Source organism: Woronichinia naegeliana WA131 (assembly GCA_025370055.1).
Classification (GTDB): domain Bacteria; phylum Cyanobacteriota; class Cyanobacteriia; order Cyanobacteriales; family Microcystaceae; genus Woronichinia; species Woronichinia naegeliana.
The window spans coordinates 5,755,213-5,781,804 of the sequence record CP073041.1; the positions used below are offsets into that span (position 1 = coordinate 5,755,213).

Consider the following 26,592-nt stretch of genomic DNA (forward strand, 5'->3'; position numbering starts at 1 on the left):
CTTTTTTAACAGTTAATAGTTATCAGTCTATCAGTTGCCAATGGTCTATTCACTAACGACAGTGCCACCGGCCGCTTCAATTTTCGCTTTAGCACCAACAGTACAAATTGCTTTAACGGTTAGGGCGACTTCTAATTCTCCATGACCGAGGATTTTCAACGGGCCATCATTGGTTGTCACAATACCAGCCGCCATTAAGCTTTCGAGGGATACTTCTGTCTGAGCAGGAAGCTCTGCCAATTTGCCAACATTAATCACGGTATATTGCTTCGGATTAACCAGAGGAAAATGTTTTAACTTGGGCAAACGGCGATAGAGGGGCATTTGTCCCCCTTCAAACCCAGCCTTAGTTCCAGTTCCAGAACGGGATTTTTGTCCCCGCATCCCAAAACCACAACTGGCTCCTTGACCAGCAGAGATCCCCCTGCCAACACGACGACGACGCTTTTTCGACCCCTCTTTAGGAGCCAGTTCATTTAATCGCATAATAGTTATTTGTTGCTAAAGGACTGACCATTGACGTTGCCTATCAGGTCAAAAGAGCGGTTCTTCCATTTTGGGACAATGCCGAAAACCAGAGGTGAGCCTTCCCTTTCGGTACTGATGGCAATTAAGTATATAGATGCTCCAGAGGTAATCCCCGTTCTTCGGCCACTTCGGAAAAACTTCTCAGCAATTCCAGGGCATTAACGGCGGCTCTGGCATTATTTAGGGGATTGTTAGAACCTAATTGTTTGGCCAAAATATTTTTGACTCCAGCTAGTTCTAAGACAGTGCGAACTGCTCCCCCAGCAATTACCCCTGTACCGGGTGCGGCGGGACGAATAATAACGTTGGCTCCTCCCGATTCTCCTTTGGTGAGATGGGTAATGGAGTTGGCTTTGGTCAAAGGCACATCAATAAGTTGTTTTTTGCCATCGGCTACGCCTTTACGAACGGCTCCGATCACATCTCCGGCTTTACCGACTCCGACTCCGACTTGACCGTTTTCATTGCCGACCACGACGATCGCTCTAAAGCTGAGTTTTTTACCGCCCTTAACCACCTTACTCACCCGACGAATTTGGATAACCCGTTCTTGCCAGTTGGTTTCTTTGGCCTTGGTGCGGCTACTCTTACGACGCTTTGCCATAGTTTTTCCCTTGATTTTTTGGATAGTTTCTTAAAAGTTCAAGCCACCGACTCTAGCTGCATCTGCTAGGGCTTTAACCCGACCGTGATACAAGTTGCCCCCGCGATCAAAGACCACCTCGTTAATGCCAGCCGCGATCGCCCGTTTGGCAATGAGTGTCCCGACCGCCGCTGAAGCAGTACAATCGGAGCTTGATTCTAGGGATTCTTTGAGATCCGGATCTAAGGTCGAAGCCGCGGCAAGGGTATGTTGGGCCACATCATCGATCACCTGAACGTAAATATGGTGATTGGAACGAAAAACTGCCAAACGAGGGCGTTGGGCCGTTCCAGCCAGCTTGTGCCGAATGCGTCGATGACGACGTTGTACTAAATCTTTGCGTGAAAGTTTCATTGTTTATTTCTTCCCTGTCTTACCAGCTTTACGTCTGACAAATTCACCCAAATAACGAATTCCTTTGCCTTTATAGGGTTCAGGAGGACGAACAGAGCGAATTTTAGCCGCAACGTTTCCGACTAATTCCTTATCAATGCCACTGACAATGACTTGGGTATTGTTTTCGACCGCGACTTGAATCCCCGATGGCATATCCAGTTCTACGGGTTTGCTGTAACCAACATTGAGGATAATTTTGTTGCCTTGAGCCTGGGCACGATAACCAACCCCTTGAATATCTAAACGACGTTCAAAGCCATTGGAAACTCCATCCACCATATTGGCAACCAGAGTACGAACTAATCCATGACGTTCTCGAGCGGTACGAGATTCATCTTGACGAACGACAGTAAGTGTTTCGCCTTCTTGAGCAATGATGACTTTATCCGGTAATTGACGTTCTAGGGTTCCTTTCGGCCCTTTAACGGTTAGGTATAACCCTTGAATATCAACGGTGACTTTTGCCGGAACGGGAATAGGGCGTTTGCCAATACGAGACATAATTTTTCTGATTAGATGTTCATACTTTCTCTAGTGAATAGTGCTGAGTAAATAGGAAATAGCGTTTTAAAACCATCGACTATTAACTACTAACTATTAACTACCAGATGTAACAGAGGACTTCTCCCCCAATGCCCTGACGGCGAGCTTCTCTGTCAGTCATAATGCCCTGGGAGGTAGAAACAATGGCAATGCCAATACCGCCTAAGACCCTGGGAATATCTTTACTGGGAGAATAAACTCGCAATCCGGGTTTACTCACTCTTTGTAAGGTGTTGATCAGGGGTTGACGATTCTTGCCCTTATATTTCAAGGTCAGAACCAGGAATTTTTTTACGCCTTCGCCCACTTCGGTAAAGTCTTCAATAAAGCCCTCACTTTTCAGCACCTGGGCAATACTGCGGGTCATTCTGGTGGTTGGAACCTGGGTGGTCGGGTGTCTCACTGCACAGGCGTTACGGATGCGAGTGAGCATATCGGAAATTGTATCGTTAGATGCCATTATTCCTTAGATTGTGTCTCTATCATGGATGATTTTTAATTGATAGTTGATAGTTGATAGTTGATAATTAGTTTTGATAATTAGAGAACCGAGAAAATTAAAATTTCTGAAACTCTATCTAAAGCTTAATTATCCATTATCAATTTTTCATTATCCATTATCAATTAACTATTGATTTCGGAAGGGCATCCCCATCGCTTTGAGTAAGGCCCGACCTTCTTCATCGGTCTTGGCGGTGGTGATGATTGAGATATCTAAACCGCGAATTTGATCAATGCTGTCGTAGTCAATTTCAGGAAAAATTAATTGTTCTCTGACACCTAAGCTGTAGTTACCACGACCGTCGAAGCTCTTATCGCTAATGCCACGAAAGTCCCGGATGCGGGGCAGGGCCAGATTAATTAATCGGTCTAGAAAGGCATACATTCGCTCAGAACGGAGTGTGACCATCACCCCAACAGGCATTCCTTGACGGATTTTGAAACCGGCGATCGCCTTTTTAGCACGAGTAACAACGGGTTTTTGTCCAGTGATCTTACCCAGTTCGACGATTGAAGATTCTAGGGCCTTGGCATTTTGAGATGCTTCCCCTAAACCTCGATTAACGGTGATTTTGATCACTTTGGGGACTTCATGGATGTTTTTGTAACTAAACTCTTCTTTGAGCTTAGGAACAATGGTGTCTTGATAAACAGTTTTGAGTCGTTGCGTCATAGTTTTAAATCAAGTTCTCTGGGCTTGGTCAGAGAGTTAATAATTAATAGTTGATAGTTCAATAGTTAATAGTTGGTGGTTAAACGCTATTTCCTATTCACTAAACACTATTTCCCTACTTATCGAGGATTTCTCCTGTTTTTTTCAGCATCCGTACCTTGCGACCATCATCGGTAAAGGTATAACAAATGCGGCTGGCGATTTTCTCTTTATTGGAATAGAGCATCACTTTGGAACTATGAATGGGAGACTCATAGGTCTTAATTTGACCCGATTCTCCTTCCTGTTGAGGCTTGACGTGCTTGGTACGGATGTTGACTCCTTTAACCACGACCGTGCTGTTAGCCGGAACAGTTTCCAGAATTTCTCCAATTTTGCCTTTGTCTTTACCAGAGATAATCTGTACTGTATCCCCTTTTTTAACATGCATTCTGTAGCGTTTAGGTGCAACAGTCCGCTTGGTAGCGTTGGCTCTCATTAGAGTACCTCCGGGGCAAGGGAAACGATTTTTGTATAGTTTTTGTCCCGTAATTCGCGGGCCACTGGGCCAAAAACCCGTGTTCCTTTGGGATTACCGTCATTGTTAATAATGACGGCCGCGTTATCGTCAAAGCGAATTGCCATACCACTGTCCCGATGAACAGCTTGTTTGGTACGAACGATGACCGCTTTAACCACGTCTGATTTTTTAACGGGCATATTGGGAATAGCATCTTTGACAACGGCGATGATTTGATCTCCGATGCCCCCGTAGGTGCAGTTGCCGGTTCCCAAAACCCGTAGGCACATTAGCTTGCGAGCACCGCTATTGTCAGCGACATTCAGGTAGGTTTGTTGTTGAATCACGGTGATTACCCAAAAATAACTAGGATTGATGACTCAGAATTTCCTTAACAGCCCAACGTTTAGTTTTGCTCAAAGGCCGCGTTTCCTGAATACGGACGCGATCGCCTTCTTGGCATTGATTTTCTTCGTCGTGGGCTTTAAACTTGGTGGTTTTGACGACGATTTTGCCGTACTTGGGGTGGGGCGATCGGTTTTCGACAGCAACTACAACAGTTTTATCCATTTTGTTACTGACAACGACTCCCACTCTTTCTTTAACTGCCATAGGGAATTATGCCTCGCTATTAGCTGAAAGTTGACGTTCCCGCTCTACAGTTAACAACTGGGCCAAACGGTGACGGGTGTGTTTGAACTCATGAGACTTTTCCAAACGGCGGGTTGCCTGTTGAAAACGCAACTCAAATAATTTACGTTTAGCCGCCAGAATTTCCTCGGCTAATTCTTCGGCATTGAGATCTCTAGCCTCTTGGATTTTAGGGAGAGCCATAGCTTAAATGTACTCCTCGTCGCGGGAAATAAACTTGGTTTTAATTGGTAATTTTTGAGCAGCTAGGCGCATAGCTTCTCTGGCAATTTCCTCAGTTACCCCTGCCAGTTCAAACATGACCCGACCAGGCTTGACTACCGCAACCCAATATTCGGGGGAACCTTTCCCTGAACCCATCCGTGTTTCGGCGGGGCGCATGGTGACCGGTTTGTCAGGAAAAATCCGAATCCAGATTTTTCCACCCCGTTTGATATAGCGGGTCATGGCCCGACGGGCGGCTTCGATTTGACGAGAGGTAATCCAACAGGGTTCGGTCGCTTGTAAGGCGTAATCACCAAAATTAATGTTGCTGCCTCTTTCAGCCAAGCCGCGCATCCGCCCACGCTGCTGCTTACGAAACTTTGTTCTTCTAGGACTTAACATGATTAATTCAGTTAATAGAGTTTATTCAGAACGGTCTTCAAAGTTTTGACGGCGAGATTTCCGACGGGGCTGGGCAACGGGAGCCGGAACAGGTTTTTCTTCTTGTCCTGGAATAATTTCTCCTTTGAAAATCCAAACCTTAATGCCCAAAATACCGTAGGTGGTTTTAGCGGTGCGGTAGGAATAGTCAATGTCGGCTCGCAGGGTGTGGAGGGGAACTCGCCCTTCCCGAACCCATTCTGTCCGAGCAATTTCGGCTCCGTTGAGACGGCCACTCACTTGAATTTTAATTCCCTTGACTTCAGCACGTTGGGCTCGTTGAATGGCTTGACGGACAACTCGACGAAAGGAAACCCGACGTTCTAACTGCTGGGCAATATATTCCGCAATTAAAGCGGCATCGGCATCCACACGGGCAACTTCAATCACGTTGATACGGATCTGACGGTTGCCCCCCAGCATGGTTTGAAGTCCAACGCGGAGTTGTTCAATGCCCGAACCCCCACGACCGACGACCACGCCAGGTCTAGCGGTATGAATTGCCAATTCGATCTGATCGGCTTTGCGCTCAATGCGAATATCCGCGATGCCCGCATTACTCAGATTTTTTTCGACGTATTGTCGAATGCGGTGATCTTCTTGGAGAAGTTCAGGATAACGCTTTGCATCGGCATACCAACAGGATTTATGTTCTTTGGTGATACCAAGGCGAAAGCCCACTGGATGTATTTTTTGTCCCATTGTTTTTAGCTTTGCTTTGCAGGTAATCGATTCTGAGTTATCTGTCTGTCTGGGGCGCGACTGCAACCGTAATGTGACAGGTTGGTTTGCGAATTTGGAAAGCTCTACCCTGGGCGCGAGGTCGAAACCGTCTTAGGCTAGGGCCGCCATCCGCAAAGGCTTGACTGACCATTAAACTGGCCGGATCGAGTCCCTCATTATGCTCTGCATTGGCAACGGCGGAACGCAGGGTTTTAAGGACAGGTTCACAAGCTTTGTAGGGCATGAACTCTAGAACAATGAGAGCTTCACGGTAGGAACGCCCCCGAATCTGATCGAGAACGCGACGCACTTTGTAGGGGGACATCCGCACGTAACGAGCGATCGCTTTTACTTCGGCTGTCGTATCTATCGCCATAGTGTTTTACCTCTTGACTTTATTTGCGACCGGCTTTTTTATCGCTCTTGGAATGGCTGCGGAAGGTACGAGTTGGAGCGAATTCTCCTAACTTGTGGCCGACCATCTGTTCCGAAACGAAGACGGGGACGTGTTGTTTGCCGTTATGGACGGCGATCGTGTGACCTACCATATCTGGCAAGATGGTCGAAGCCCGCGACCAGGTTTTAATGACTTGTTTTTCGCCTTTGACATTCAGCTTCTCAATTTTTTTGAGGAGGCTAACTGCCACGAATGGCCCTTTTTTGAGAGAACGACCCATAGGAAAGTACGAGTAGTGATATTAGATGGACAGAATCTATTTGGTACGACGGCGCACAATTAACGCACTGCTGCGCTTTTTCTTATTACGAGTCTTAGCACCCAGAGCTGGTTTACCCCAAGGTGTAACAGGGCCAGAACGTCCAATGGGAGCCCGGCCTTCTCCTCCACCATGCGGGTGATCGACAGGGTTCATCACACTACCACGAACGTGGGGACGACGACCTAGATGACGGGTTCGACCCGCTTTACCGAGGGAGAGGTTTCGCACCTCTGCATTACCAACCCGACCAATGGTGGCGTAACATTCTTTTCTGACCATCCGCACTTCTTTAGATGGCAATTTAAGCGTTACGTAATCTCCGTCCTTGGCAACGACCTGGGCAAAACCACCGGCCGCGCGTACCATCTGACCACCTTTACCAGCGACGAGTTCAATATTGTGAACTTCAGTACCAAGGGGAATCCGGCTTAAAGGCAAAGCATTTCCGATTTCAAAGGGGGCATTTTCGCCAGCAATAATAACTGTGCCAACGGCTAAGTTAGCAGGGGCGAGAATATAACGTTTTTCTCCATCTTCATAGAAGAGCAGAGCGAGGCGAGCATTGCGGTTGGGATCGTATTCGATCGCCGCGACTTTGGCAGGAATATTACGTTTATCTCGACGAAAATCAACAATCCGATAAAGACGTTTATGACCACCACCACGATGGCGACTGGTGACAACACCGCGATTATTCCGACCTTTTTTATTATGTTTGTAGGTCGTAAGTGACTTTTCCGGCTCACTTTTCGTAACTTCCGAGAAGTCGGAGACACTGGCCTGCCGAGTTCCGGGAGTTAAGGGCCGATAGGAACGGATACCCATAGTTTTTGTTAATCAGTGATCAAGGGTCTGTTGATTAGGGTGTGGACTTCAACTTGGCTCAGTCAACTATTTACGGTTGCTTGAGTTGCCGCCAAAGCCAAAATCCTAAACTTCTGGGAAGAGACTAATCGAGTCGCCTTCTTGAAGGGTGACAATCGCGCGTTTGAATTGGGGTTTATAACCCAGAAAACGACCTACCCGCTTGGTTTTACGGGGTAAACGAGCCGTATTCACTTTGGTGACTTTTACCTCAAACAACAACTCGATCGCCGCCTTAATTTCCGGTTTAGTGGCTTTCGGTAATACATCAAAAACGTATTTGTTGTCTTCTAATAAAAGCGTTGCTTTTTCAGTAACAATGGGTTTAACGATCAGATCAGCTAAACTACGAGGATTAAATTTAGTCACTATAAACCTCCTGGAGTTTTTCTAGGGCATCGGAGGTGGCCACAATTTTATTCGCAACCATAATGTCGTAGATATTTAAACTGTCGGCTCTCAGTACTTTTAAGAAGCAAAGATTACGAGCAGATAAATACAAATTATCGGGAATTTCTGCCACAATCAGTAGGGCTTGTTTTTCACCAGTAATTCCCCAGCGTTGTAAGGCCGCCGCCAAATCTTTGGTTTTGGGTTGGGTTAATTGGTCAGCAAAGGACTCTACTACAATTAAATCGTCCGCCCGACCAGCGATCGCGGTTCTGAGAGCCAAACGACGTTCCTTGCGGTTCATCTTGACCTCATAATCCTTGGGTTTAGGGCCAAAACTGACACCACCACCCCGCCAGAGAGGAGAACGAATCGAACCAGCCCTGGCCCGACCAGTTCCTTTTTGCCGCCAGGGTTTACGACCCCCACCCCGCACCTCAGCACGGGTTTTCGTCGAAGCATTACCTTGACGCGCATTAGTTTGTTGACGAATGACAGCCCGATGGACAATGTGGGCCGCATTTTCTTCTTTGGCTACTTTGAGGGAGAGGGACGCTTCGCCAACCTCTTCCCCTTGCCAATTTTTAACGACACAGTTAACCATAGTAATTACGTTGATCGGTGATCCGTTTCAGGGATTATTTTCTGCCAACTTTTTTGGCGGGAGTAATATTCAAAAGTGTGCCAGACTTGCCTGGTAATGCACCTTTGATCAGCAAGAGATTGCGCTCTGCATCAACTCTAACTACGGTTAAGCGGCGAATGGTGACTTGGGTAGCCCCATATTGCCCAGCCATCCGTTTCCCAGGATAGACACGTCCAGGCGTTGTTCCTGCTCCCGTCGAACCAGGTAAGCGGTGGTTTTTAGAACCGTGAGTCATGTTACCGCGTTTGAAGTTATGGCGTTTTTGATAACCCGAAAAACCTCGCCCGATCGTCTGACCCGCCACATCGACTAAATCTCCTACATTGAAGAGATCAGCTTTTAGGGTTTGACCTAAGCTATAACTAGCCGTATCTTCCGTGCGATATTCCGTTAAGTGACGCAAGGGAGGAGCTTCTGCTTTGTTTAGATGGCCCCGTTCGGGTTTGCTCAGAGCTTTTTCTTTAACTTCTAAATACCCAATCTGGATGGAACTATAGCCATCGGTTTCAGGGGTTTTAACTTGTGTAATAGGACAGGGGCCAACTTGCACAACAGTGACTGGGATGGCTGTCCCGTTTTCTGGATCAAAGATCTGGGTCATACCCAACTTTGTCCCTAAGAGACCGATAGACACGGTTTAACCCTCTACTCCTAAATTAAAGTGTATGGTGTTGCTCACCCAGGACGAACTTCCCTAAATCTCCCTAAGAAAGGAGAAGCTGCTAAGATTGCATAGGCGTTGGTTGTCCTAAAATGAACTGTTGATCAAGTCCTTGCTTGATCTGCTGTTAAAACTACTAGTGGTAGGGAGAGTTAGTCCTACATGGTGGTTAAACAGTTTGCCGTTGCTCCTGACAGACTTAAGGAATGATTTCCTCAGTTTCCCCAGGGGGCTTGCGTCCAGTGGTTTTTATGTCGAGTCGCTTTGAATAACGCCTTTTGTCCGCGATCTCTAACTATAGGGGTAAGGGGCTCATGCTGTCAACTATTTTTTTAGATGTTTGAGAAGGGATCGTTCTCTCTGGGAAAAGATAGATTACAATGATTGTATTAGTCTGATCTACAAAATGAGTGATGCCAACACCGACTATCATCGAAACTGATTTGCGCGAAGTTCTAGCCGAAATGAATAAGAAGCTAGATACAATTTCTGCTGACATGAACAGAAAATTAGAGACTATTTCTAAAGATGTCAATCAAGTACAGATTCGATTGGCGACCGTAGAAACCAAAGTTGATAACATAGAAAAACGGTTAGATTCTATGGATAAACGATTTGACAAAATGGAACTTCAGATTGAAAAGGTAGAAAATAATCAAGGTAAACAGGTTTGGGCTTTGATTGGGATTTTGTTTACGGCGGTAGTGGCAACGTCTATTCGTTTTGTTTTAACGGCTTTGCCCCAGAGTTAAAAAGAAAGACTGATCGCTGTAATCTAAAATAATCGTATTCAAAGTATGAATCATGGGTTGTGTAACTTCATTTAAGAGAAGGGATAGGCGATCGCACTTGTTTTTGGTAACTGGCACTAGGCTTGAATCCTAATCATAAAATAATTTGTAATGATGGCTAATACCAATGATTTGAGGTAAAAGTGAAGTAAGCATAAAGATTCTTATTCTCCTTGCCAATGGTTAGCAACTCTAGATTACAGTTTAGGATATTCTCCTTATCCTCAATTGAGTTTGATTATGAGTGACCCTGGTTTAACACCAAGTTTTATTTCACCAGCAATTTCCCTAGAGAATCTACCACTTTCCAAGACGTTAAAGCTGGGAGTGATGGCTTCGGGGAGTGGCAGTAATTTTGAGGCTCTGATGGCGGTGATCAATCAGGATCAACTCAATGCCCAGGTACAGGTTGTTATTTACAATAATCCAACTGCTAAGGTGAAGGAAAGGGCCGAACGGTGGCAAGTTCCAACCGTACTGTTAGATCATCGTCTTTTTAATAGTCGAGAATCGCTCGATCAGGCGATTGTCACCACCCTGAAAGATTACGCGGTGGATTGGGTGATTATGGCCGGTTGGATGCGGATCGTTACCCCTGTTTTATTAACCGCTTTTCCGCAACGGGTTCTGAATATTCATCCCAGTTTGTTACCTAGTTTTCGTGGGGTTAGGGCCGTGGAACAGGCTTTGGCGGCGGGTGTAAAGGTGACGGGTTGTACGGTACATTATGCTAGTGCAGAAGTGGATAGTGGCCCCATTATTGCCCAGGCGGTGGTTCCTATTTTACCTGATGATACATCCGACGGTCTTCATGCTCGTATTCAGGTACAGGAACATCAAATTTTTCCCAAAGCGATCGCCTTAGCCGCCTATTTAGCAGAACAAAATATTTAGCATGATTGATCCACCGTTGCGTCTCTCCCAGGGTCATTTACAACTTCTGGCAACCTGTCCCCCCCAGTTTCAGCGTCTTTATCTAGAACAGTTAACTACGCCTATTCCGCCAGAACAGCAGGAAAAATTGGATTGGGGCGATCGTTTTCACCGCCTCATGCAGCAATGGGAATTAGGTTTGCCGGTTGAGATCTTGCTAGACCAATACCCCGATCTGGCCGCTGCTTTTTCTGCCCTCATTAAAGCTGTGCCTGCTCTCCAAAATCCCTATCCAGGGCGCAGACCAGAACATTATCTGATCCTTCCCTGGCAAAACTACTTATTGACCGTGATCTATGATTTGTTAGTAACGGAACCAGACCGAGCCGAAATTCTAGACTGGAAAACCTATTTATTACCCCAAAACCCTGAAAAAATTATCTTGTCTTGGCAAACGAAGCTCTATCTCTACGTTTTAGCGGAAACGAGTGTCTATGAACCTGAACAATTGTCGATGACCTACTGGTTTGTGAAATTACCCCAAACCCCTCAATCTCTAACCATTGCCTATGGTCAAAAACAGCATCAGGAAACTCGGCAGGAACTGGATCGTTTACTGACCCAGTTAAATCAATGCTTATCTCCCCCTGATGATTCTGTTCCTGTTTTTCCTCACCAAACCGATTGCCAGTCCCGTTGTCCCTACCGTCAACACTTTCCCATGGTTTCCCAAGAAGTAAATTTGCTCAAACGTTTAGCGGCGATTCCCCCTCTCTCTCCTTAAAATATTACAAAATGTAAATTTTCTAGCCCTAAGTTGTCTGAAAGACCAAAAGCAATGTTATCCTGAATTCAGGTACAAAGAAGCCAACACAATCTTCTTCAACCCCAGAGTTTAGAGCCTGTACCGAGTCTGCTCTGCTCCCCGTAGTATCTAGCCCCAGCATCACCTCAGCACGATGGTTTTGCCCTTGCGTTTTGGTTACTGAGCCAGCCGCTTTATGGGCATAGGCTGTACCGATATTTGAGTTAGCTTAGTGATGTTTTGTTATTGGATTGTAGGTATTGCGTTAACGGTAAACCTTTATTTGTAGTCCTTTTTTGTCTTTTTTAGGAGTCCAAAATCGTTTGCATATTCGTATTTACCCGTCTCCTTAGGCGGGTATCGTTGTTTTTAGCTGATTTTTCAAGAGATAGGTGCTAGAGAGATAGGTGCTAGGAATCAATTTCTGAACGCATTAATCGCTGTTTTAAGATTTGGGGATCGCCTTGGGCAACAACTTTGCCTGATTCCAATAAAAAGGCCCCATCACAGTAATTTAATTCCTCTAAACGATGTGTCACCCAAAGAGCCGTCATCCCTCTAACTTTGACTAAACGCTGCACTTCGATCACTAATTCGCGTTGAGTATTAGCATCCAATAGGGCTGTCGGTTCATCTAATAGCAATACCTCACAATGACGGGCGATCGCACCTGCAATCGCAATACGTTGTTTTTGACCGCCACTGAGCGCATAGATGGGACGACGTTCCATTTCCAAGAGATTAACGGCGGTGAGGGCTTCGGCGACTCGTTGACGGGTTTCTTGTACTGTCAGATTTTCCTTGACTAGACCAAAGGCGATATCGGCTCCGACGGTGGGCATGACCAATTGATGATCCGGATTTTGAAAGACAAAGCCCAAGGGTTGTTTTAGACTAATTTGTCCTGATTGAGGAGTCAACAAGCCAGCTAGTAAACGCAATAGGGTCGATTTTCCACTACCATTGGTTCCTAATAGCATCCAAAATTCCCCCTTCGGCACTTTTAGAGAACAATTTTGGAGCATGGGGCGATCGCTCTGCCAATAGAAGGAAATCTGGTCGGCGATAATACTATGGGCTTCGTCGTTCATTGGCTAGGGTAGTTCTCCAAAATTGATACTCGCTTTCGACCTATCATAAATGAGCGTTGTCTCGTCTCGTTAGGTCACAACAAATCCTATTCGCTGAAACCTCTGCTGAGTAAGCATTTTTTCTGGATGAGAAAAATATTAAGTTTGATCTGGGCTTGCCCTGAGATCATTAGCCTAGTCTCTTGTCAGCAATTCTAAATTTGAAAAATCAGGAGGAATTAGTGGCGGGCAGAGAGTCAAATGGCTCAAGCATAAAATCAAGAAGGTGTTGCCAGCTATCAAAGACAAAATAGGTAGTAAGAGTGCGTAAATGGGAAAAAAAGCATCTTCGAGCCCCTAAAAGTAGTCGGATACGTTGGTAGGACTCATCTAAAAGCTGTAAAACGGTGTGAAACAAGAAAGCCAGTAAATTTAAGGTGAGCAAAAAGGTAGCAAGATGGTGGTCACCATGTCCAAAATTGTGTTCTAGATGGTAGCCCTGAGTCTTAAGAGTATTATGGTTCTCATTTTCGGTTTTCCAACGAGAGCGAGCGACACTGACTAACTCAACAATGTTATCGGCTTGGGGAAAAAGGTCGGTAATCCAATCGTTGTGAAAGAGAACCTGACCATCAGAACGGCGAGTAACGGTAACCTCGAACCAATGAGTATTGAGGGCGGCGGAACCATCTCTTAGGGGCAAGTGATAAGTCCAACGATAATGATAATCATGCCAATCGCGACCATGACGACGACGCTCATGGAAAGAGTAAACCTCTCCAATCTTCTCGGCATAGTCCAAAAACTCATAAAGAGTGGGGTGAGATTCAGCAATTCCAAATTCAAATGGTATAAATAGAGACAGAAAAACTTTGACCTATAGGAAGTTATGAATAAAGAGAAAAGTGTCTACTGATTTTGCAGAGAGAAAGATGGAAGTAAACGACCTAAGTTTTGACGGAATCGTTCACTGTTTAAACGAGGTCATTGGGAAGATAGATGACCCCCGTTCGGTTAGTAATGCAACGAAATATAGTCTAAGAGAGGCGATACTGGGGGCATTTGCCGCCTTTTTTATGCAAAATGAGTCATTTTTAGAGTACCAACGTCAGCTTAACAGCCGTTGTGGGCGAGATAATGCTCAGAGGTTGTTTGGACTAGAAAAAATACCAACAGTAGAACAGATTCGCAACATTGTGGATGGGGTAGCAGCGAGTAGTCTATTCCCTTTGTTTGGGTTAATTTACCAAGCATTGAGGAGCATGGGATTCTTGAAAGCCTATGAAATATTGAGGGGAAATCTTCTAGTAGCAATGGATGGGACAAATTACTACAGTTCGGAAAAAGTAAATTGTCCATGCTGTTCAACCAAAACGTCAAAACAGGGAAAAGTCACCTACTTCCATCAGGCATTATTGCCCGTGATTGTTTCCCCAGACCATGAATCAGTTTTTTCCTTACCCCCTGAATTTATTACCCCTCAAGACGGTTCTGAAAAGCAAGATTGTGAGCAAAATGCGGCGAAACGTTGGATAAGTAACCATGCTAGTTTGTTTGCGGGACAGAAGATAACTCTGCTAGGGGATGACTTGTACAGTCGTCAGCCCACTTGTCAGCACTGTCTCGACCACGATTTCAACTTTATCTTCGTCTGTTTACCGACTTCTCATCCCACACTCTATGAATGGTTAAACTATTTAGAAGCTAATGGAGAAGTCAAAACCACTCAACACCGACGTTGGAATGGGAAGTATTTCGAGATTTGGCACTGCCGTTATCTCAATCAGATTCCCCTGCGAGACCAACAGCCTGCTTTGTTGGTTAACTGGTGTGAGCTAAAAATCCACCGCGAATCCGATGCTCAACTTCTTTATCACAATAGTTGGATTACCAATCATTTTCTCACCCCTCACATCGTTCTTGATGTCTGTCGTGCTGGACGGACTCGTTGGCGTACTGAGAACGAGAATCACAATATTCTCAAAAATCGAGGCTATCACTTAGAGCATAATTTTGGGCATGGTAAACAACACCTCGCCTCTGTTTTGCTTACCCTGAATTTGCTGGCTTTTCTCTTGCACACGGTTTTAGGTTTGGTTGATGAACGTTACCAGAGAATTCGCGTCCAACGCGGCACTCGTAAGGGATTCTTTCAAGATATTCTCTCTTTGACCAAATATCTGTTCTTTGAAAGCTGGCATCATCTTTTAGATTTTATGCTTGATGACTCAGTTTCTCTCGCTGTCTCGAATTCTTCCTAGTTGATTAATTGGCAATTTTCATAGCAAAACCCTTGCCAGTAAATACATCGAGCCTTTTGTATCTTTGACTACATTCTGAATTTGGAATTGCTGATAAAGAGTACGCCTGATGTGAGTTGGAGCATGGAATGGCGTAAACTCGTTTAATTGATGCTTTCTCTAATTAAAGGGGGGGCTAAAACCCTTGCTGACTACTAGGTTATTTTAACTCACATCAGACGTAGAGTCTAGAATTTTGATGCGTTTGCCCTGATTGATGACCAGCAATTCCAAATTCAGAATGTAGTCCAAGATACAAAAGCCTTGAAGTGCTTACGGTCAAGGGGTTTTGTATCAATATGTGGAATCAGCGTAATGCTCTATTTAGTGATTGATCAAGTTTGTTTGCAGGTTGCTGACTCTCCAAGAGGCTAAGATTCGAGGAGGAAGTACGAAAAACGTCAGAAATCAGCGAAATCTCTTTTAACTGCATAAAAGCGAGATAACGTCTGTATCTTATGTTACTGTTTGAATTTGGAATTGCTGACTCTTTATTTGACAAGCCTTTTAGCATTTCATAAAAAATCAATAATGATTGCTGAAACCTTTACCTAGCCTATCGTTCAAAAATTAAGATGCGTTTGCCCTGGGGGTATGACCTTTAGTTGATGAAGGAAAAGAAAAGTGTTAACATGAGATGAAAAGTGACAAAGAGGAAACAATGATGACAGCAAAACTAATTAATGTAGAGGGTTCAAAGATAAAAATAGAACTAACATTAGAACTCAGTCGTTCAATGTTGGATACAGAAATAAATATTCAAAAAGGCGTAATTAGGGCTTGCTGAAAAAAGCTGAGACCTTTACGGAGAAAAATAGTAGGCGAATTAAGAACCGCTAGAATGCACGAAAATAGGGTAGAATGCCTCAAAACCATTGCATTAAGAAGAGAGAAAGCAGATGTACCGAAAGCAACAGTACTCAATTGAAACACCAGAAAACTTGAAAAATCTGTTCGGCGGGCAGTTAGACGAAGAAAATCGTTGGATAGAAATGTCAAAAATGATTCCCTGGGAAGAATATGAGGAAGAATATGCAAAAAACTTCACAGAAAAAAAAGGAGCCCCAGCCAAATCATTTAGAATGGCATTAGGAGCATTAATTATCAAAGAAATTTCAGGAAAAAGTGACAGAGAAACAGTAGAACAAATAAAAGAGAACCCTTATTTACAGTACTTTATAGGAATGGAAAGCTATAGTAGCAAAGAAGCATTTAATGCGTCAATGATGGTTCATTTTCGTAAAAAAATAGGAATGGAATTAATAAATAAAATTAATAAAGAAATAGAAAAAAAAGCGACGGGTGTAGCGTCAGAAAAAAAAGAAAATGAAGGAAAGTTATTGTTAGATGCGACTTGTACACCAGCAGATATAAAATATCCAACGGATATAGGAATATTGAATGATGCCAGAGAAAAAACAGAAAAAATAATAGATAAGCTGTATGAAGAAATAAAAGAGAAAAGGAAAGAAAAGCCGAGGACTTATAGGGAAGTGGCAAGAAAAGAGTACTTAGCCATAGCAAAAAAACGTCGTGTGTCAAAAAAAGAAAGAAGAAAAGGAACAAAAAAACAACTAGGATATATAAAAAGAAACTTGTCTCATATAGAAAAAATGATAGAAGAGGGAGCAAAGTTAGAAAAACTAACGAAAAAAGAGCAAGAAGAGCTTGTAACGATAGGAAAAGTGTATGAGCAACAGTTAGAAATGTATGAAAAAAAGACAAATAAAGTAGAAAACAGAATTGTGAGTGTAAGCCAACCTCACGTGCGTCCAATAGTGCGTGGAAAAGCGGGAAAAGCAGTAGAGTTTGGAGCTAAAATATCGGCAAGTAATGTGAATGGCTTTGTCTTCTTAGACAAATTAAGTTGGGATAATTACAACGAATCGGGAGATTTACAAGCGCGAATAGAAGAATATAAAAGGGAAACAGGATGTTATCCGGAATCGGTTCATGTGGATAAAATCTATCGAACAAAAGCGAATCGAGCTTATTGTAAAGAAAGGGATATAAGAATGAGTGGTCCCCGATTGGGAAGACCGCCGAAAGAGGTGAGCAAAGAAAAAAAGAAAGAGGCACGCTCAGATGAAAGAGTGCGTAATGCCATTGAGGGTAAATTCGGACAGGGAAAGAGGAAATTTAGTCTTGGTCGAGTGATGGCCAAACTACCTGAGACCTCGGAAACGGTAATTGCGATGAACTTTTTGGTAATGAATCTTTCTACTCTACTTCAGAAGACAAAAAGTAAAAAGTTGTAGAGTCGTTTTTCTTGTGAAAAATGGTGTTAATTTTCCTCTCTTTTGTGAGGAGTGATTTGTGTTGACCTTTTTAGACAGAAAGGAACAATAGATTAAACAAAATCTGTATTTTGATTTGTTTCCATAAGGATAAGTTATCTATGCTTTTTCAGTCCATACTTCCCTAACCCACATTTCTTTCGTTTTTTGACTTTTTCAGCAAGCCCTAATTAGTCACAGCAATAAGTGGGGCTTAATTCTCATTAAGCCCCAAAAATACTAGAGAGGAAGAAAGTCATCAATGGAAGGAGGAGAAAGACCAGAGGAAGATAAAATAAGAGATAACTGTTCGACCGCACTTTTACCTTGAAGTCTCATGGTTTCAAGAAAACTAAACATCATGGCAACAAGTTGTCCGCCCCAATGACTTCTAGCACCGCCACTAACCTTACGATGAATAACAACAGGACGCAAGGCTCTCTCGGCATCATTGTTATCAGGTTTAACTTCAGGAAAAGTAAGAAAAGTAAACCAATCATGCCAATAACGTCGAAAGCGATTAGATAACAATTGGGAATCACTTGCCCATCCCGTGGGCGGCGGATTATCCAGAACCTCTTGAAGTTGAGCTTCTACTAGGGGTCGCTGTTGTTGTAAAGCTTCTAAGCTCAGTTTGCCTTGATGATAATCTCGATGGGATTGACGAGCTTGCTCTAGAATAGGAAAAACTCTCTGAGCAAAAAGTTTATTTTCAGAAAAGTGGGAAGTTTCCAAGGCCTTCAATTCCCGCCCAATATGAGCCAGACATTTCTGTTTATGCTGGGCATTTTGGCGATGGTAAGCCCCCCAACAGTCCGTACTGAGAAGCCCATGAAAATCTTTACCTAATAGGGAATGAACCTCATCGGAACTCCGGCTGGGAGCCAGAAACAAAACACAAACAGAGGAGGAAGTAGCCACCCACATCCAATAGTTAACCCCATTGACGCGATAGCTGGTTTCGTCCACACAACGGACTCCAGGCTCCTGTATGTAAGTCCACCACTGTTCATAACTAGGATACAAGCTTTCGCAAAACCATCGGTGCATTTTAGCTAAACTCCCTTGAGACAGAGGAATGCCAAAGACCGTTTCTACCAAGTATCGTTGTTTTAGCCAAGTCAAATTTCCCCCATATCCCAGCCATCCCACTAAGCTGGATAAGGTTGCACCGTAGCTAAAATCTTCACGACATCCCAAAGGAAGTGGGGCATAACCTTCCCAATCACATTTTGAGCATTGATACTTTTCCCTAACATATTCCCTTACCTCTACTGGTTTACTGACTAATTCAGCTATTTGATTTTTTTTGATGATAGTCTCCTTTTGCTTTTCCACTGACGCACCACATTTTGGGCATTTTTCCATCCTTAAATCTACTATTTCATCTACCCGACCAAACCCGTTTCTGGTTTTACTTACATCTTGCAGCAGAACAAAAGAACGACTGGCGGAAAGGGTCAAGAAAGTGGAAAAAGGAGTAGAAGTGAAAAAACAGCAAAACAATGGAAACCATTCTTATACAAGCCCAGACCCTAGTTTATACATTGCTAGGTTTGATGCCGACCTCCTATCAACGCGATAGTTTGCAGGCAATGTTGGGGCTATTCCTAGAAGCTCAAGGTCATCCTCTACCCCAACATAGTCAAACAAAATCACCCTCGGCCTTAAGCCGATTTTTGAATCAGTATGATTGGGGTACTCGCCAAATTATCCGAGCAGTGCAAAAAGCAATTCTCAAAGAACTACTTACCTATGCTCCAAGAGGAAGACGACCTTGGTTGCAGGTGATTGTGGACTTAACGACACTGGAGAAATGCGGAAAATTTAAGGCTTTTGAGCATTTAATTCATGTTCTTCACGGGAAGAGGGGTTTACATCTTTTGGTGATTTATCTGGTGATAGGAGAATTTCGAGTCCTTTGGGGATTTCGAGTTTGGAGAGGTAAAGAAACAAGAAGTCCCGCTCAACTCGCGGTGCGATTAGTGGATAGCCTACCCAAAGAACTCCTGAGTGCTTTTCGGGTTGTCATTTTAGCCGATACCGCCTTTAGTAGTGTGCAATTCCTTCAAGCGATGAAAAAACGCCGTCTTGCGGTTATCGTCGGTGTGCGTTGTGACCGTAAATTAGCTGATGGTCGTCAGCTTCGTGATTTGCTCAAAAAAGGACAACAGGTCACTCTTGATGGATTATCTTTCCCTGTTACTATCTCTTGGTTCTACCTCAAACGTAACGGCAAACTCGAAAAACGCTTCGTCTTATCGACTCGTCCTCTTAAGTCCAGTACCATTATCTGGTGGGGACGGCGAAGATGGAGTATTGAGGGCTTTTTCAAGACCGTAAAACATCGTTTTGGTTTACATCGTTTTGGTCAACAAACTCTTCTGGGGGTTTATCGCTGGTTGCTTCTTTCGATGATTAGTTTTCTTCTTGCCCATTGGGTTTATCTTTCTACTGACTCCTCTAAACCACCTGATTGGGGTCAAGCTTCTGCTTCTGCTCTTCAGACACTTTTTCCTGATGTTGCTCTTTGTTCCCTTTTTTCTCAAGTCGAGCGATTACGTCCACTTTTGCAATCTTTTGGGCTCCAACTTCAGTTAGTTGCTGTCACAACTTAGAACATGAGTTTTGGTGCAAGATGTAAGTTTACCCACATGGTCGTACTTTGGACCTCTTTTTTTTCCTTTTTGACCGAAGGTTCAGGGCAAACGCATCTTATCCGAGTAAAACCTTAAGGAGATAGTCCTCGTCCCAACCAGCGCGTAGCCGTTTATTCTTGATACCAAGTTTCAGAGTATTTTCCTTTGTGAGCAAGTTAAGAGCGATATGGCGTAAGACGGCTAAATTCTCAGGAGCAAAATCCTTACGAATGCGACAAGCATCCTCGTTGAAGGCCAAGTCTAGAACCCAATGTAAAGAGTTTTCTATCAACCAATGACTACGAACAGATTGGGATAATTTTTGAGCATTACTCGGCAGGCTACTGATATATACTAAACACGGTCACAGGTTGCGAATTCTAAAAATAAGAGATAATATAATAAAAATAGAAAAATTAGTCAAGAGGCTGAGAAATGATTAAGTTAGAATTTACAGAAGAAGACAAAAGACTGTTGTCTTACGGTCGGTTTAATCACCCGCATCCTAGAGTGCAGCTAAAGATGGAAGTTTTATGGCTAAAAAGTCAGGGATTGTCTCATCAAAAAATTGCTCAATTCGCAGGAGTTTCAGTAAATACGGTGACAAGCTATATCCGTGATTATCAAGAGGGCGGGATAGAAAAACTAAAAGAAATAAAATTTAATCGCCCGAAAAGCGAGTTAACAGAGCATCAAGGGACAATTGAGGCATATTTTGAGTCAAATCCACCAGCAACAATAAATGAAGCAGTAAAAAGAATAGAAGAATTAACAGGAATAAAAAGAAGTCCGACGCAAGTCAGAAAATTTTTAAAGTCAATAGGAATGAGGTGTCTAAAGGTGGGAACAATTCCATCAAAAGCAGATGTAGAAGCTCAGAATAGCTATAGAGAAAAAGAGCTAGAACCAAGGCTAGAAGAGGCAAAAGCAGGAAAAAGGGCAGTTTTCTTTGTAGATGCCTCTCATTTTGTAATGGGAGCATTTGTAAATTTTATATGGTGCTTCAAGAGGATTTTTATTAAGTCACCATCAGGGAGAAAACGTTTTAATGTGTTAGGAGCATTAAATGCAATTACCCATGAAGTAATTATGGTAACGAACAGTTCTTATATTACGGGAACTCAGGTTTGTGAACTCCTAGAAAAGATAGCAGAATTAGGACTATTAATACCGATTACGTTGGTATTAGACAATGCTCGTTATCAAAAATGCCGAATTGTACAGGAGTTGGCAGAATCATTAGGAATAGAGTTACTGTACTTACCTCCTTATTCTCCTAACTTGAATTTAATTGAAAGACTGTGGAAGTTTGTGAAGAAGAAGTGTTTATACGCAAAATATTATGAAGATTTTACGCAGTTTTCTGCAGCAATTTCAGGATGTCTTGAGGATGCTAACGTAAAATATAAGGAGGAGCTTGATTCTCTGCTCACCTTACGATTTCAACGCTTTGATAAATCTCAGATTATGAACGTTTGAAGTATAGTAGCGAGTCTCATACTCTGTTTTGTCTTTCAATCGTCTCTCCGCTTTAATCATACAGATGCTCGTCAACTTTGCCCATTTCTCCCCACCCAGCAAAAATTCTGTTTGTTCCATCGTCCAGCAACGGCGAATTTCAATCCGTCCATGTCCCTTGTCTATTGTTTGATGAAAATCATGCTTAATTCCCACAAAATTAACCGATTGAGCATGAGCAAATAATTGTTCAACATCCTCACATAAATTACCTTGATTGCCTTTCAATGCCAAAACATAATCTCCCCCTCGCCCTACTATCTGTTGGGCAATCTTTGTCTGAGTTCCCATGGCATCAATCGTTACGATACAACCTTTGACCTCTAGCATTTTCAGGAGTTTAGGAATCGCCGTGATTTCATTCGATTTGCTTTCCACCTTGCACTGTCCTAGTACTAGACGATTTGCTGTTGCCCATGCACTTACCATCTGAATTGCGCCCTTTCCGTTGGCATTGTCATAGGAGTGGCGAAGGGTTTTGCCGTCAATCGCTATCACTTCTCCTTCACTTACCTCCGCTATACTTTTGACCCAATGCAGAAAACAGTCTTGAAATTGCTCTGGATTCAGACTAGCAAATACACGCGCAAACGTATCGTCGGAGGGGATGCCATTCGGCAATTCCAAAATTTTTTTTAGCCATTGATGTTTAGCCTTGCCGAAACTTTCCATGGCTACCCAACCTTCTGCTCCACAAATGACGGCTAAGATGGCAATCGTTAGAATATCAATGAGTTTATGCCGTTTTGTTCGTTCGATGCGAGGGTCATCTATTTCGGCAAAGTGTTCTACCAGTCTATATTTGGGTCGGAGTTTCATCGCTTTTGTTTTCTATGCACTTTCCCTTATTTTCCCTTATCCATCCCTCTATAATGTTCTTGTATCTGTATCATTTTTAGATGCGTTCGCCCTGACCGAAGGTTTTGGCGACTTTCTTTTTGTAACCGTCACTGCTTGGGGGCTGAGAGCTATTTTCACTCGTTCTTTGGTTAAGCTTTTTCAGCTTTTCTTTCAACTTTTCTATCTCTTTCTTTAACTCTACCAATTCTTTTCTCAGCTTTTCGTTCTCTTCTTTTTCTTTCTGATAATCTTCATACCAATCTTTTGCCACTTCTTTTTGCCATGGCATTTTCACTTCTTCTTGGTTTAAGTCTGGAACTGGGTCTAGTTTTTTCATAGTCTCCCTATTCTAACCTATCTCTTTAACCGCCTTTCCTTTCTTCATTATTCTTTACTTTTTTCATTTGCTTCTCATTCTCAATAATTTCCTTCTTTATTGCGGTGACTAATTACAAAAAGGCTTAAACGAAGTAGGTTGCATCGCCAGCAAAGAAGCCTTGAAATATTTAGATACAGATGGTTCACCCTTAAAAATCGGTGAAGAAATCTGGAAGAGTAAGGGAGAGCAACCGAAAGAATATCAAACACCTTATGGTGAGGTTATAGTGAATCGTCATGTATATCAGCGTTCACCTTTGAGGAAAAACGTATTGCCCCTTAGAAAGAGAAGCAAGGATAATCATAACATCAACGCCATTATTGGCAAAACAGGTATCCTCAAAAATGTCAGGGATGGCAGGCAAAGAGGTGAAAAATGATTTATTAGAAAATCATGGTAGAAAAGTAGCGCTATCCTATATCCAAAGATTGAGTGAAGCAGTAGGAAGTGTGGTACAAGCAAAAGAAGAAGCGTGGAGTTATGCCCCGCCCAAGGAGGATAGCCAAATTGCAACAGTGGGAATAGGATTAGATGGAACCTGTATGCTGATGTGTGAGGATGGCTACCGTGAAGCAATGGTGGGAACCGTTTCCCTATACGATAGTGAAGGCGAACGTCAACCTACAATCTATCTAGGTGCGGCACCAGAGTATGGAAAAAAGAGTTTTCTAGAAAGATTAGAAAGAGAAATTGAGCGAGCGAAAAAACGTTATCCAGAGGCAACATTGGTCGGGATAGCAGACGGGGCAGAATCAAATTGGAAGTTTTTAGAAAAGCAAACGGAAGAACAGATATTAGATTTCTATCATGCCTCTGGTTACTTAGGTGCCTTGGCAGAAGCGTTGCATCCGAATACAGTGTCAAAACAAAAAGAATGGTTGACTGAAAATTGTCGAGAACTCAAGCATGAAAAAGGAAAAGCAGGAGAACTGCTAAATCTGATGAAAGAAGTCAAAGAAGAAAAAAGTCATTCTAAGAATCTTACCGAGAAACTACAAGCGGCGATTACTTATTACGAGAATCATCAGCATCAAATGGATTATGCTGAATACTTAGGGCTTGCTGAAAAAGTCAAAAAACGAAAGAAATGTGGGTTAGGGAAGTATGGACTGAAAAAGCATAGATAACTTATCCTTATGGAAACAAATCAAAATACAGATTTTGTTTAATCTATTGTTCCTTTCTGTCTAAAAAGGTCAACACAAATCACTCCTCACAAAAGAGAGGAAAATTAACACCATTTTTCACAAGAAAAACGACTCTACAACTTTTTACTTTTTGTCTTCTGAAGTAGAGTAGAAAGATTCATTACCAAAAAGTTCATCGCAATTACCGTTTCCGAGGTCTCAGGTAGTTTGGCCATCACTCGACCAAGACTAAATTTCCTCTTTCCCTGTCCGAATTTACCCTCAATGGCATTACGCACTCTTTCATCTGAGCGTGCCTCTTTCTTTTTTTCTTTGCTCACCTCTTTCGGCGGTCTTCCCAATCGGGGACCACTCATTCTTATATCCCTTTCTTTACAATAAGCTCGATTCGCTTTTGTTCGATAGATTTTATCCACATGAACCGATTCCGGATAACATCCTGTTTCCCTTTTATATTCTTCTATTCGCGCTTGTAAATCTCCCGATTCGTTGTAATTATCCCAACTTAATTTGTCTAAGAAGACAAAGCCATTCACATTACTTGCCGATATTTTAGCTCCAAACTCTACTGCTTTTCCCGCTTTTCCACGCACTATTGGACGCACGTGAGGTTGGCTTACACTCACAATTCTGTTTTCTACTTTATTTGTCTTTTTTTCATACATTTCTAACTGTTGCTCATACACTTTTCCTATCGTTACAAGCTCTTCTTGCTCTTTTTTCGTTAGTTTTTCTAACTTTGCTCCCTCTTCTATCATTTTTTCTATATGAGACAAGTTTCTTTTTATATATCCTAGTTGTTTTTTTGTTCCTTTTCTTCTTTCTTTTTTTGACACACGACGTTTTTTTGCTATGGCTAAGTACTCTTTTCTTGCCACTTCCCTATAAGTCCTCGGCTTTTCTTTCCTTTTCTCTTTTATTTCTTCATACAGCTTATCTATTATTTTTTCTGTTTTTTCTCTGGCATCATTCAATATTCCTATATCCGTTGGATATTTTATATCTGCTGGTGTACAAGTCGCATCTAACAATAACTTTCCTTCATTTTCTTTTTTTTCTGACGCTACACCCGTCGCTTTTTTTTCTATTTCTTTATTAATTTTATTTATTAATTCCATTCCTATTTTTTTACGAAAATGAACCATCATTGACGCATTAAATGCTTCTTTGCTACTATAGCTTTCCATTCCTATAAAGTACTGTAAATAAGGGTTCTCTTTTATTTGTTCTACTGTTTCTCTGTCACTTTTTCCTGAAATTTCTTTGATAATTAATGCTCCTAATGCCATTCTAAATGATTTGGCTGGGGCTCCTTTTTTTTCTGTGAAGTTTTTTGCATATTCTTCCTCATATTCTTCCCAAAGAATCATTTTTGACATTTCTATCCAACGATTTTCTTCGTCTAACTGCCCGCCGAACAGATTTTTCAAGTTTTCTGGTGTTTCAATTGAGTACTGTTGCTTTCGGTACATCTGCTTTCTCTCTTCTTAATGCAATGGTTTTGAGGCATTCTACCCTATTTTCGTGCATTCTAGCGGTTCTTAATTCGCCTACTATTTTTCTCCGTAAAGGTTTCAGCTTTTTTCAGCAAGCCCTACTTAGAGAAAAAGTATCCGATTGGTTCAGGTGTTACGGAAGCAGCTTGTAAGACGTTGGTCAAACAACGATTATGTTGTTCAGGGATGCGATGGAAGGAAAAAGGAGCAGGAATTATTTTGAGCCTACGAGCTTTGGTATTGACCAAGGAACGATGGAGTCAATTTTGGGCAAAACTTGATCAATATGGGTTCCCTGTAGAACCCTGATTACAACAGCTTTTATCAACTAAAGGTCGCACCCGCCCTGAGAATCGTTACGATTAGATTTACCTTGTCGCAGGCCAGAGATAGATAGTACCATCCATGCCTCCTCCCGCTAACCATTGACCATTAGGACTAAAGGTCAGCGTATTAATAATTGTGGGTTGATTTTGAAAGAAACCAGCCGACTCGCCGGTGCTAACTTGCCATAATCTGACCCCATCACGACTGCTACTGGCCAAGATTCGACCACTGGGACTAAGAGCCAAAGCATTGATACGAGAATTATGGCCGCTTAAGGTGGTGCGAAGATGACCGCTTTTTACCTCCCAAATTTTAATACTGCCATCGAAACTGGCCGTGATTAAGCTTTCTCCATCGGGTGTCCAAGCCAATCCGGTCACAGGTTCACGATGGGCTGTAAATTCGGACACCAACTTGCCATTGCGCAGATTCCAAATCTTGACTTGACCGCGATCGCCGCCACTGGCCAATAGATAACCATTGGGATGAATTGCCAAAGAATAGCCAGAATCGCCAAACTTTGAAAGCTGATAAAGCAAGCTAGGGGGACTCACCTGCCAAACTCGAATGCCATCTAAAGAAGCACTCACCACCATCTGACTATCCGGCGTAACAGCGAGGGCCAGAACCTTATTTTGATGCTCGAAAAAAGTAGTTTGACTGGTTTGATTTTGCCAATCCCAGAAATGAATATCTGCATCCTCACCACTACTAATCAAGGTTTGGCCATTAGGTGTAATGGCTAGGGTTAAAATGCCAGAATTCTGTGATCCCAGTTGACTTAAAGCCTCTCCTCCTGCCACCGACCAGGTTTGAATACGAGGATCACTGTTACCACCGCCACTAATCAGGGTCAGACTATCGGGACTAAAAATTAAACTTTCCACCGAACCCTGATAGCCAGTGAGAATGGTTGTCGCCTGAATTTTTTGGAGAGAAGAGACTGTTGGTGAATTCTGGGTTTGGCTAATCGCCGGCGATGGCAACAAAAAGCCACCACCAAGGCAAAAGCCTAAGCAGCAATAGAAAAAAACAAAGCCGACTTTTA

Annotated in this window: 32 protein-coding genes and 5 pseudogenes; 11 read left to right on the top strand and 26 right to left on the bottom strand. The window is 42.9% G+C overall.

Going from position 1 to position 26,592, the window contains the following annotated elements:
* Positions 1 to 45 precede the first annotated feature (45 nt).
* From rplO to rplC, 18 genes are all read right to left on the bottom strand, one after another.
* A complete protein-coding gene (rplO, locus tag KA717_29110) occupies positions 46 to 486 on the bottom strand; it encodes a 50S ribosomal protein L15 (protein ID UXE59762.1) in 441 nt (146 codons plus the stop codon).
* A 124-nt stretch (positions 487 to 610) separates the two neighbouring features.
* On the bottom strand, positions 611 to 1,132 hold the full coding sequence (gene rpsE, locus KA717_29115) for a 30S ribosomal protein S5 (protein ID UXE59763.1): 522 nt from the start codon (positions 1,130 to 1,132) through the stop codon (positions 611 to 613).
* 30 nt (positions 1,133 to 1,162) lie between these two features.
* Positions 1,163 to 1,525 (bottom strand): 50S ribosomal protein L18, encoded by a 363-nt coding sequence (gene rplR / locus KA717_29120; protein UXE59764.1) that lies wholly within the window; start codon positions 1,523 to 1,525, stop codon positions 1,163 to 1,165.
* Between the two features lie 3 nt (positions 1,526 to 1,528).
* Positions 1,529 to 2,068, bottom strand: coding sequence for a 50S ribosomal protein L6 (rplF, locus tag KA717_29125; protein ID UXE59765.1), 540 nt, complete (start codon positions 2,066 to 2,068; stop codon positions 1,529 to 1,531).
* Positions 2,069 to 2,168: 100 nt separating this feature from the next.
* Entirely contained in the window at positions 2,169 to 2,570 is a 402-nt protein-coding gene (rpsH, locus tag KA717_29130) for a 30S ribosomal protein S8 (protein UXE59766.1), read from the bottom strand.
* Positions 2,571 to 2,738: 168 nt separating this feature from the next.
* Positions 2,739 to 3,284 (bottom strand): 50S ribosomal protein L5, encoded by a 546-nt coding sequence (gene rplE, locus KA717_29135; protein ID UXE59767.1) that lies wholly within the window; start codon positions 3,282 to 3,284, stop codon positions 2,739 to 2,741.
* 115 nt (positions 3,285 to 3,399) lie between these two features.
* A complete protein-coding gene (rplX, locus tag KA717_29140; GenBank protein UXE59768.1) occupies positions 3,400 to 3,762 on the bottom strand; it encodes a 50S ribosomal protein L24 in 363 nt (120 codons plus the stop codon).
* The gene (rplN, locus tag KA717_29145; GenBank protein ID UXE59769.1) at positions 3,762 to 4,130 is read right to left on the bottom strand and encodes a 50S ribosomal protein L14; all 369 of its coding nucleotides are present in this window, start codon (positions 4,128 to 4,130) and stop codon (positions 3,762 to 3,764) included. The genes rplX and rplN overlap by 1 nt, the downstream gene beginning before the upstream one ends.
* Positions 4,131 to 4,149: 19 nt before the next feature.
* A complete protein-coding gene (gene rpsQ, locus KA717_29150) occupies positions 4,150 to 4,395 on the bottom strand; it encodes a 30S ribosomal protein S17 (protein UXE59770.1) in 246 nt (81 codons plus the stop codon).
* 6 nt (positions 4,396 to 4,401) lie between these two features.
* Positions 4,402 to 4,617 (bottom strand): 50S ribosomal protein L29, encoded by a 216-nt coding sequence (gene rpmC / locus KA717_29155; GenBank protein ID UXE59771.1) that lies wholly within the window; start codon positions 4,615 to 4,617, stop codon positions 4,402 to 4,404.
* A gap of 3 nt (positions 4,618 to 4,620) precedes the next feature.
* Positions 4,621 to 5,040, bottom strand: a complete 420-nt coding sequence (gene rplP, locus KA717_29160; GenBank protein ID UXE59772.1) for a 50S ribosomal protein L16 — start codon at positions 5,038 to 5,040, stop codon at positions 4,621 to 4,623.
* A gap of 21 nt (positions 5,041 to 5,061) precedes the next feature.
* A complete protein-coding gene (gene rpsC, locus KA717_29165; GenBank protein UXE59773.1) occupies positions 5,062 to 5,781 on the bottom strand; it encodes a 30S ribosomal protein S3 in 720 nt (239 codons plus the stop codon).
* Positions 5,782 to 5,818: 37 nt separating this feature from the next.
* On the bottom strand, positions 5,819 to 6,178 hold the full coding sequence (rplV, locus tag KA717_29170) for a 50S ribosomal protein L22 (protein UXE59774.1): 360 nt from the start codon (positions 6,176 to 6,178) through the stop codon (positions 5,819 to 5,821).
* Positions 6,179 to 6,197: 19 nt separating this feature from the next.
* Positions 6,198 to 6,479, bottom strand: coding sequence for a 30S ribosomal protein S19 (gene rpsS, locus KA717_29175; protein ID UXE59775.1), 282 nt, complete (start codon positions 6,477 to 6,479; stop codon positions 6,198 to 6,200).
* A 36-nt stretch (positions 6,480 to 6,515) separates the two neighbouring features.
* On the bottom strand, positions 6,516 to 7,346 hold the full coding sequence (rplB, locus tag KA717_29180; protein UXE59776.1) for a 50S ribosomal protein L2: 831 nt from the start codon (positions 7,344 to 7,346) through the stop codon (positions 6,516 to 6,518).
* A gap of 105 nt (positions 7,347 to 7,451) precedes the next feature.
* On the bottom strand, positions 7,452 to 7,754 hold the full coding sequence (locus KA717_29185; GenBank protein ID UXE59777.1) for a 50S ribosomal protein L23: 303 nt from the start codon (positions 7,752 to 7,754) through the stop codon (positions 7,452 to 7,454).
* A complete protein-coding gene (rplD, locus tag KA717_29190; protein ID UXE59778.1) occupies positions 7,747 to 8,379 on the bottom strand; it encodes a 50S ribosomal protein L4 in 633 nt (210 codons plus the stop codon). The genes KA717_29185 and rplD overlap by 8 nt, the downstream gene beginning before the upstream one ends.
* A gap of 34 nt (positions 8,380 to 8,413) precedes the next feature.
* Entirely contained in the window at positions 8,414 to 9,055 is a 642-nt protein-coding gene (gene rplC / locus KA717_29195; protein UXE59779.1) for a 50S ribosomal protein L3, read from the bottom strand.
* 440 nt (positions 9,056 to 9,495) lie between these two features.
* On the opposite strand from rplC, the gene KA717_29200 reads away from it, so the two are divergent.
* From KA717_29200 to KA717_29210, 3 genes are all read left to right on the top strand, one after another.
* A complete protein-coding gene (locus tag KA717_29200) occupies positions 9,496 to 9,834 on the top strand; it encodes a hemolysin XhlA family protein (protein UXE59780.1) in 339 nt (112 codons plus the stop codon).
* A gap of 279 nt (positions 9,835 to 10,113) precedes the next feature.
* Positions 10,114 to 10,767, top strand: a complete 654-nt coding sequence (gene purN / locus KA717_29205) for a phosphoribosylglycinamide formyltransferase (protein ID UXE59781.1) — start codon at positions 10,114 to 10,116, stop codon at positions 10,765 to 10,767.
* 1 nt (position 10,768) lies between these two features.
* Positions 10,769 to 11,530 (top strand): PD-(D/E)XK nuclease family protein, encoded by a 762-nt coding sequence (locus KA717_29210; GenBank protein UXE59782.1) that lies wholly within the window; start codon positions 10,769 to 10,771, stop codon positions 11,528 to 11,530.
* Between the two features lie 431 nt (positions 11,531 to 11,961).
* On the opposite strand, the gene KA717_29215 is transcribed toward KA717_29210, so the two are convergent.
* Both KA717_29215 and KA717_29220 read right to left on the bottom strand, forming a co-directional pair.
* A complete protein-coding gene (locus KA717_29215) occupies positions 11,962 to 12,642 on the bottom strand; it encodes an energy-coupling factor ABC transporter ATP-binding protein (GenBank protein UXE59783.1) in 681 nt (226 codons plus the stop codon).
* A 208-nt stretch (positions 12,643 to 12,850) separates the two neighbouring features.
* Positions 12,851 to 13,423, bottom strand: a complete 573-nt coding sequence (locus KA717_29220) for a hypothetical protein (protein ID UXE59784.1) — start codon at positions 13,421 to 13,423, stop codon at positions 12,851 to 12,853.
* A gap of 103 nt (positions 13,424 to 13,526) precedes the next feature.
* Between KA717_29220 and KA717_29225 the strand changes: the two genes are divergently transcribed.
* The 3 genes and pseudogenes from KA717_29225 to KA717_29235 all read left to right on the top strand — a co-directional run bounded on the left by KA717_29225 (position 13,527) and on the right by KA717_29235 (position 17,158).
* A complete protein-coding gene (locus KA717_29225) occupies positions 13,527 to 14,882 on the top strand; it encodes an ISNCY family transposase (protein ID UXE59785.1) in 1,356 nt (451 codons plus the stop codon).
* Between the two features lie 676 nt (positions 14,883 to 15,558).
* On the top strand, positions 15,559 to 15,708 hold the full coding sequence (locus KA717_29230; GenBank protein UXE59786.1) for a hypothetical protein: 150 nt from the start codon (positions 15,559 to 15,561) through the stop codon (positions 15,706 to 15,708).
* Positions 15,709 to 15,820: 112 nt separating this feature from the next.
* Positions 15,821 to 17,158: pseudogene (locus KA717_29235) on the top strand (IS5 family transposase).
* A 279-nt stretch (positions 17,159 to 17,437) separates the two neighbouring features.
* Here KA717_29235 and KA717_29240 read toward each other — a convergent pair.
* Positions 17,438 to 18,613: pseudogene (locus KA717_29240) on the bottom strand (IS66 family transposase).
* Positions 18,614 to 18,702: 89 nt separating this feature from the next.
* Here KA717_29240 and KA717_29245 point away from each other — a divergent pair.
* Positions 18,703 to 19,815, top strand: a complete 1,113-nt coding sequence (locus tag KA717_29245) for a transposase (protein UXE59787.1) — start codon at positions 18,703 to 18,705, stop codon at positions 19,813 to 19,815.
* 97 nt (positions 19,816 to 19,912) lie between these two features.
* On the opposite strand, the pseudogene KA717_29250 reads toward KA717_29245, so the two are convergent.
* Positions 19,913 to 20,188: pseudogene (locus tag KA717_29250) on the bottom strand (ISAs1 family transposase).
* Between the two features lie 83 nt (positions 20,189 to 20,271).
* Here KA717_29250 and KA717_29255 point away from each other — a divergent pair.
* Positions 20,272 to 21,315 carry an IS630 family transposase gene (locus KA717_29255; protein UXE59788.1) on the top strand — a complete coding sequence of 348 codons (1,044 nt, stop codon included), beginning with the start codon at positions 20,272 to 20,274 and terminating at the stop codon, positions 21,313 to 21,315.
* Here the strand turns inward: KA717_29255 and KA717_29260 are convergent.
* Together KA717_29260 and KA717_29265 are read right to left on the bottom strand one after the other, a co-directional pair.
* On the bottom strand, positions 21,271 to 22,173 hold the full coding sequence (locus tag KA717_29260) for an ISAs1 family transposase (GenBank protein UXE59789.1): 903 nt from the start codon (positions 22,171 to 22,173) through the stop codon (positions 21,271 to 21,273). The two genes, KA717_29255 and KA717_29260, sit on opposite strands and share 45 nt — an antisense overlap.
* A 76-nt stretch (positions 22,174 to 22,249) precedes the next feature.
* Positions 22,250 to 22,531 (bottom strand): DUF6444 domain-containing protein, encoded by a 282-nt coding sequence (locus KA717_29265; GenBank protein UXE59790.1) that lies wholly within the window; start codon positions 22,529 to 22,531, stop codon positions 22,250 to 22,252.
* Positions 22,532 to 22,691: 160 nt separating this feature from the next.
* Between KA717_29265 and KA717_29270 the strand changes: the two genes are divergently transcribed.
* Together KA717_29270 and KA717_29275 are read left to right on the top strand one after the other, a co-directional pair.
* Positions 22,692 to 22,952 carry a hypothetical protein gene (locus tag KA717_29270; protein ID UXE59791.1) on the top strand — a complete coding sequence of 87 codons (261 nt, stop codon included), beginning with the start codon at positions 22,692 to 22,694 and terminating at the stop codon, positions 22,950 to 22,952.
* On the top strand, positions 22,918 to 23,700 hold the full coding sequence (locus tag KA717_29275) for a hypothetical protein (GenBank protein UXE59792.1): 783 nt from the start codon (positions 22,918 to 22,920) through the stop codon (positions 23,698 to 23,700). Before KA717_29270 ends, KA717_29275 begins: the two co-directional genes overlap by 35 nt.
* Before the next feature lie 155 nt (positions 23,701 to 23,855).
* On the opposite strand, the pseudogene KA717_29280 reads toward KA717_29275, so the two are convergent.
* Positions 23,856 to 25,193, bottom strand: a pseudogene (locus KA717_29280) (IS5 family transposase).
* 141 nt (positions 25,194 to 25,334) lie between these two features.
* On the opposite strand from KA717_29280, the pseudogene KA717_29285 reads away from it, so the two are divergent.
* Positions 25,335 to 25,526, top strand: a pseudogene (locus tag KA717_29285) (ISKra4 family transposase).
* Between the two features lie 59 nt (positions 25,527 to 25,585).
* On the opposite strand, the gene KA717_29290 reads toward KA717_29285, so the two are convergent.
* Entirely contained in the window at positions 25,586 to 26,431 is an 846-nt protein-coding gene (locus KA717_29290) for a WD40 repeat domain-containing protein (GenBank protein UXE59793.1), read from the bottom strand.
* Positions 26,432 to 26,592: the final 161 nt, after the last annotated feature.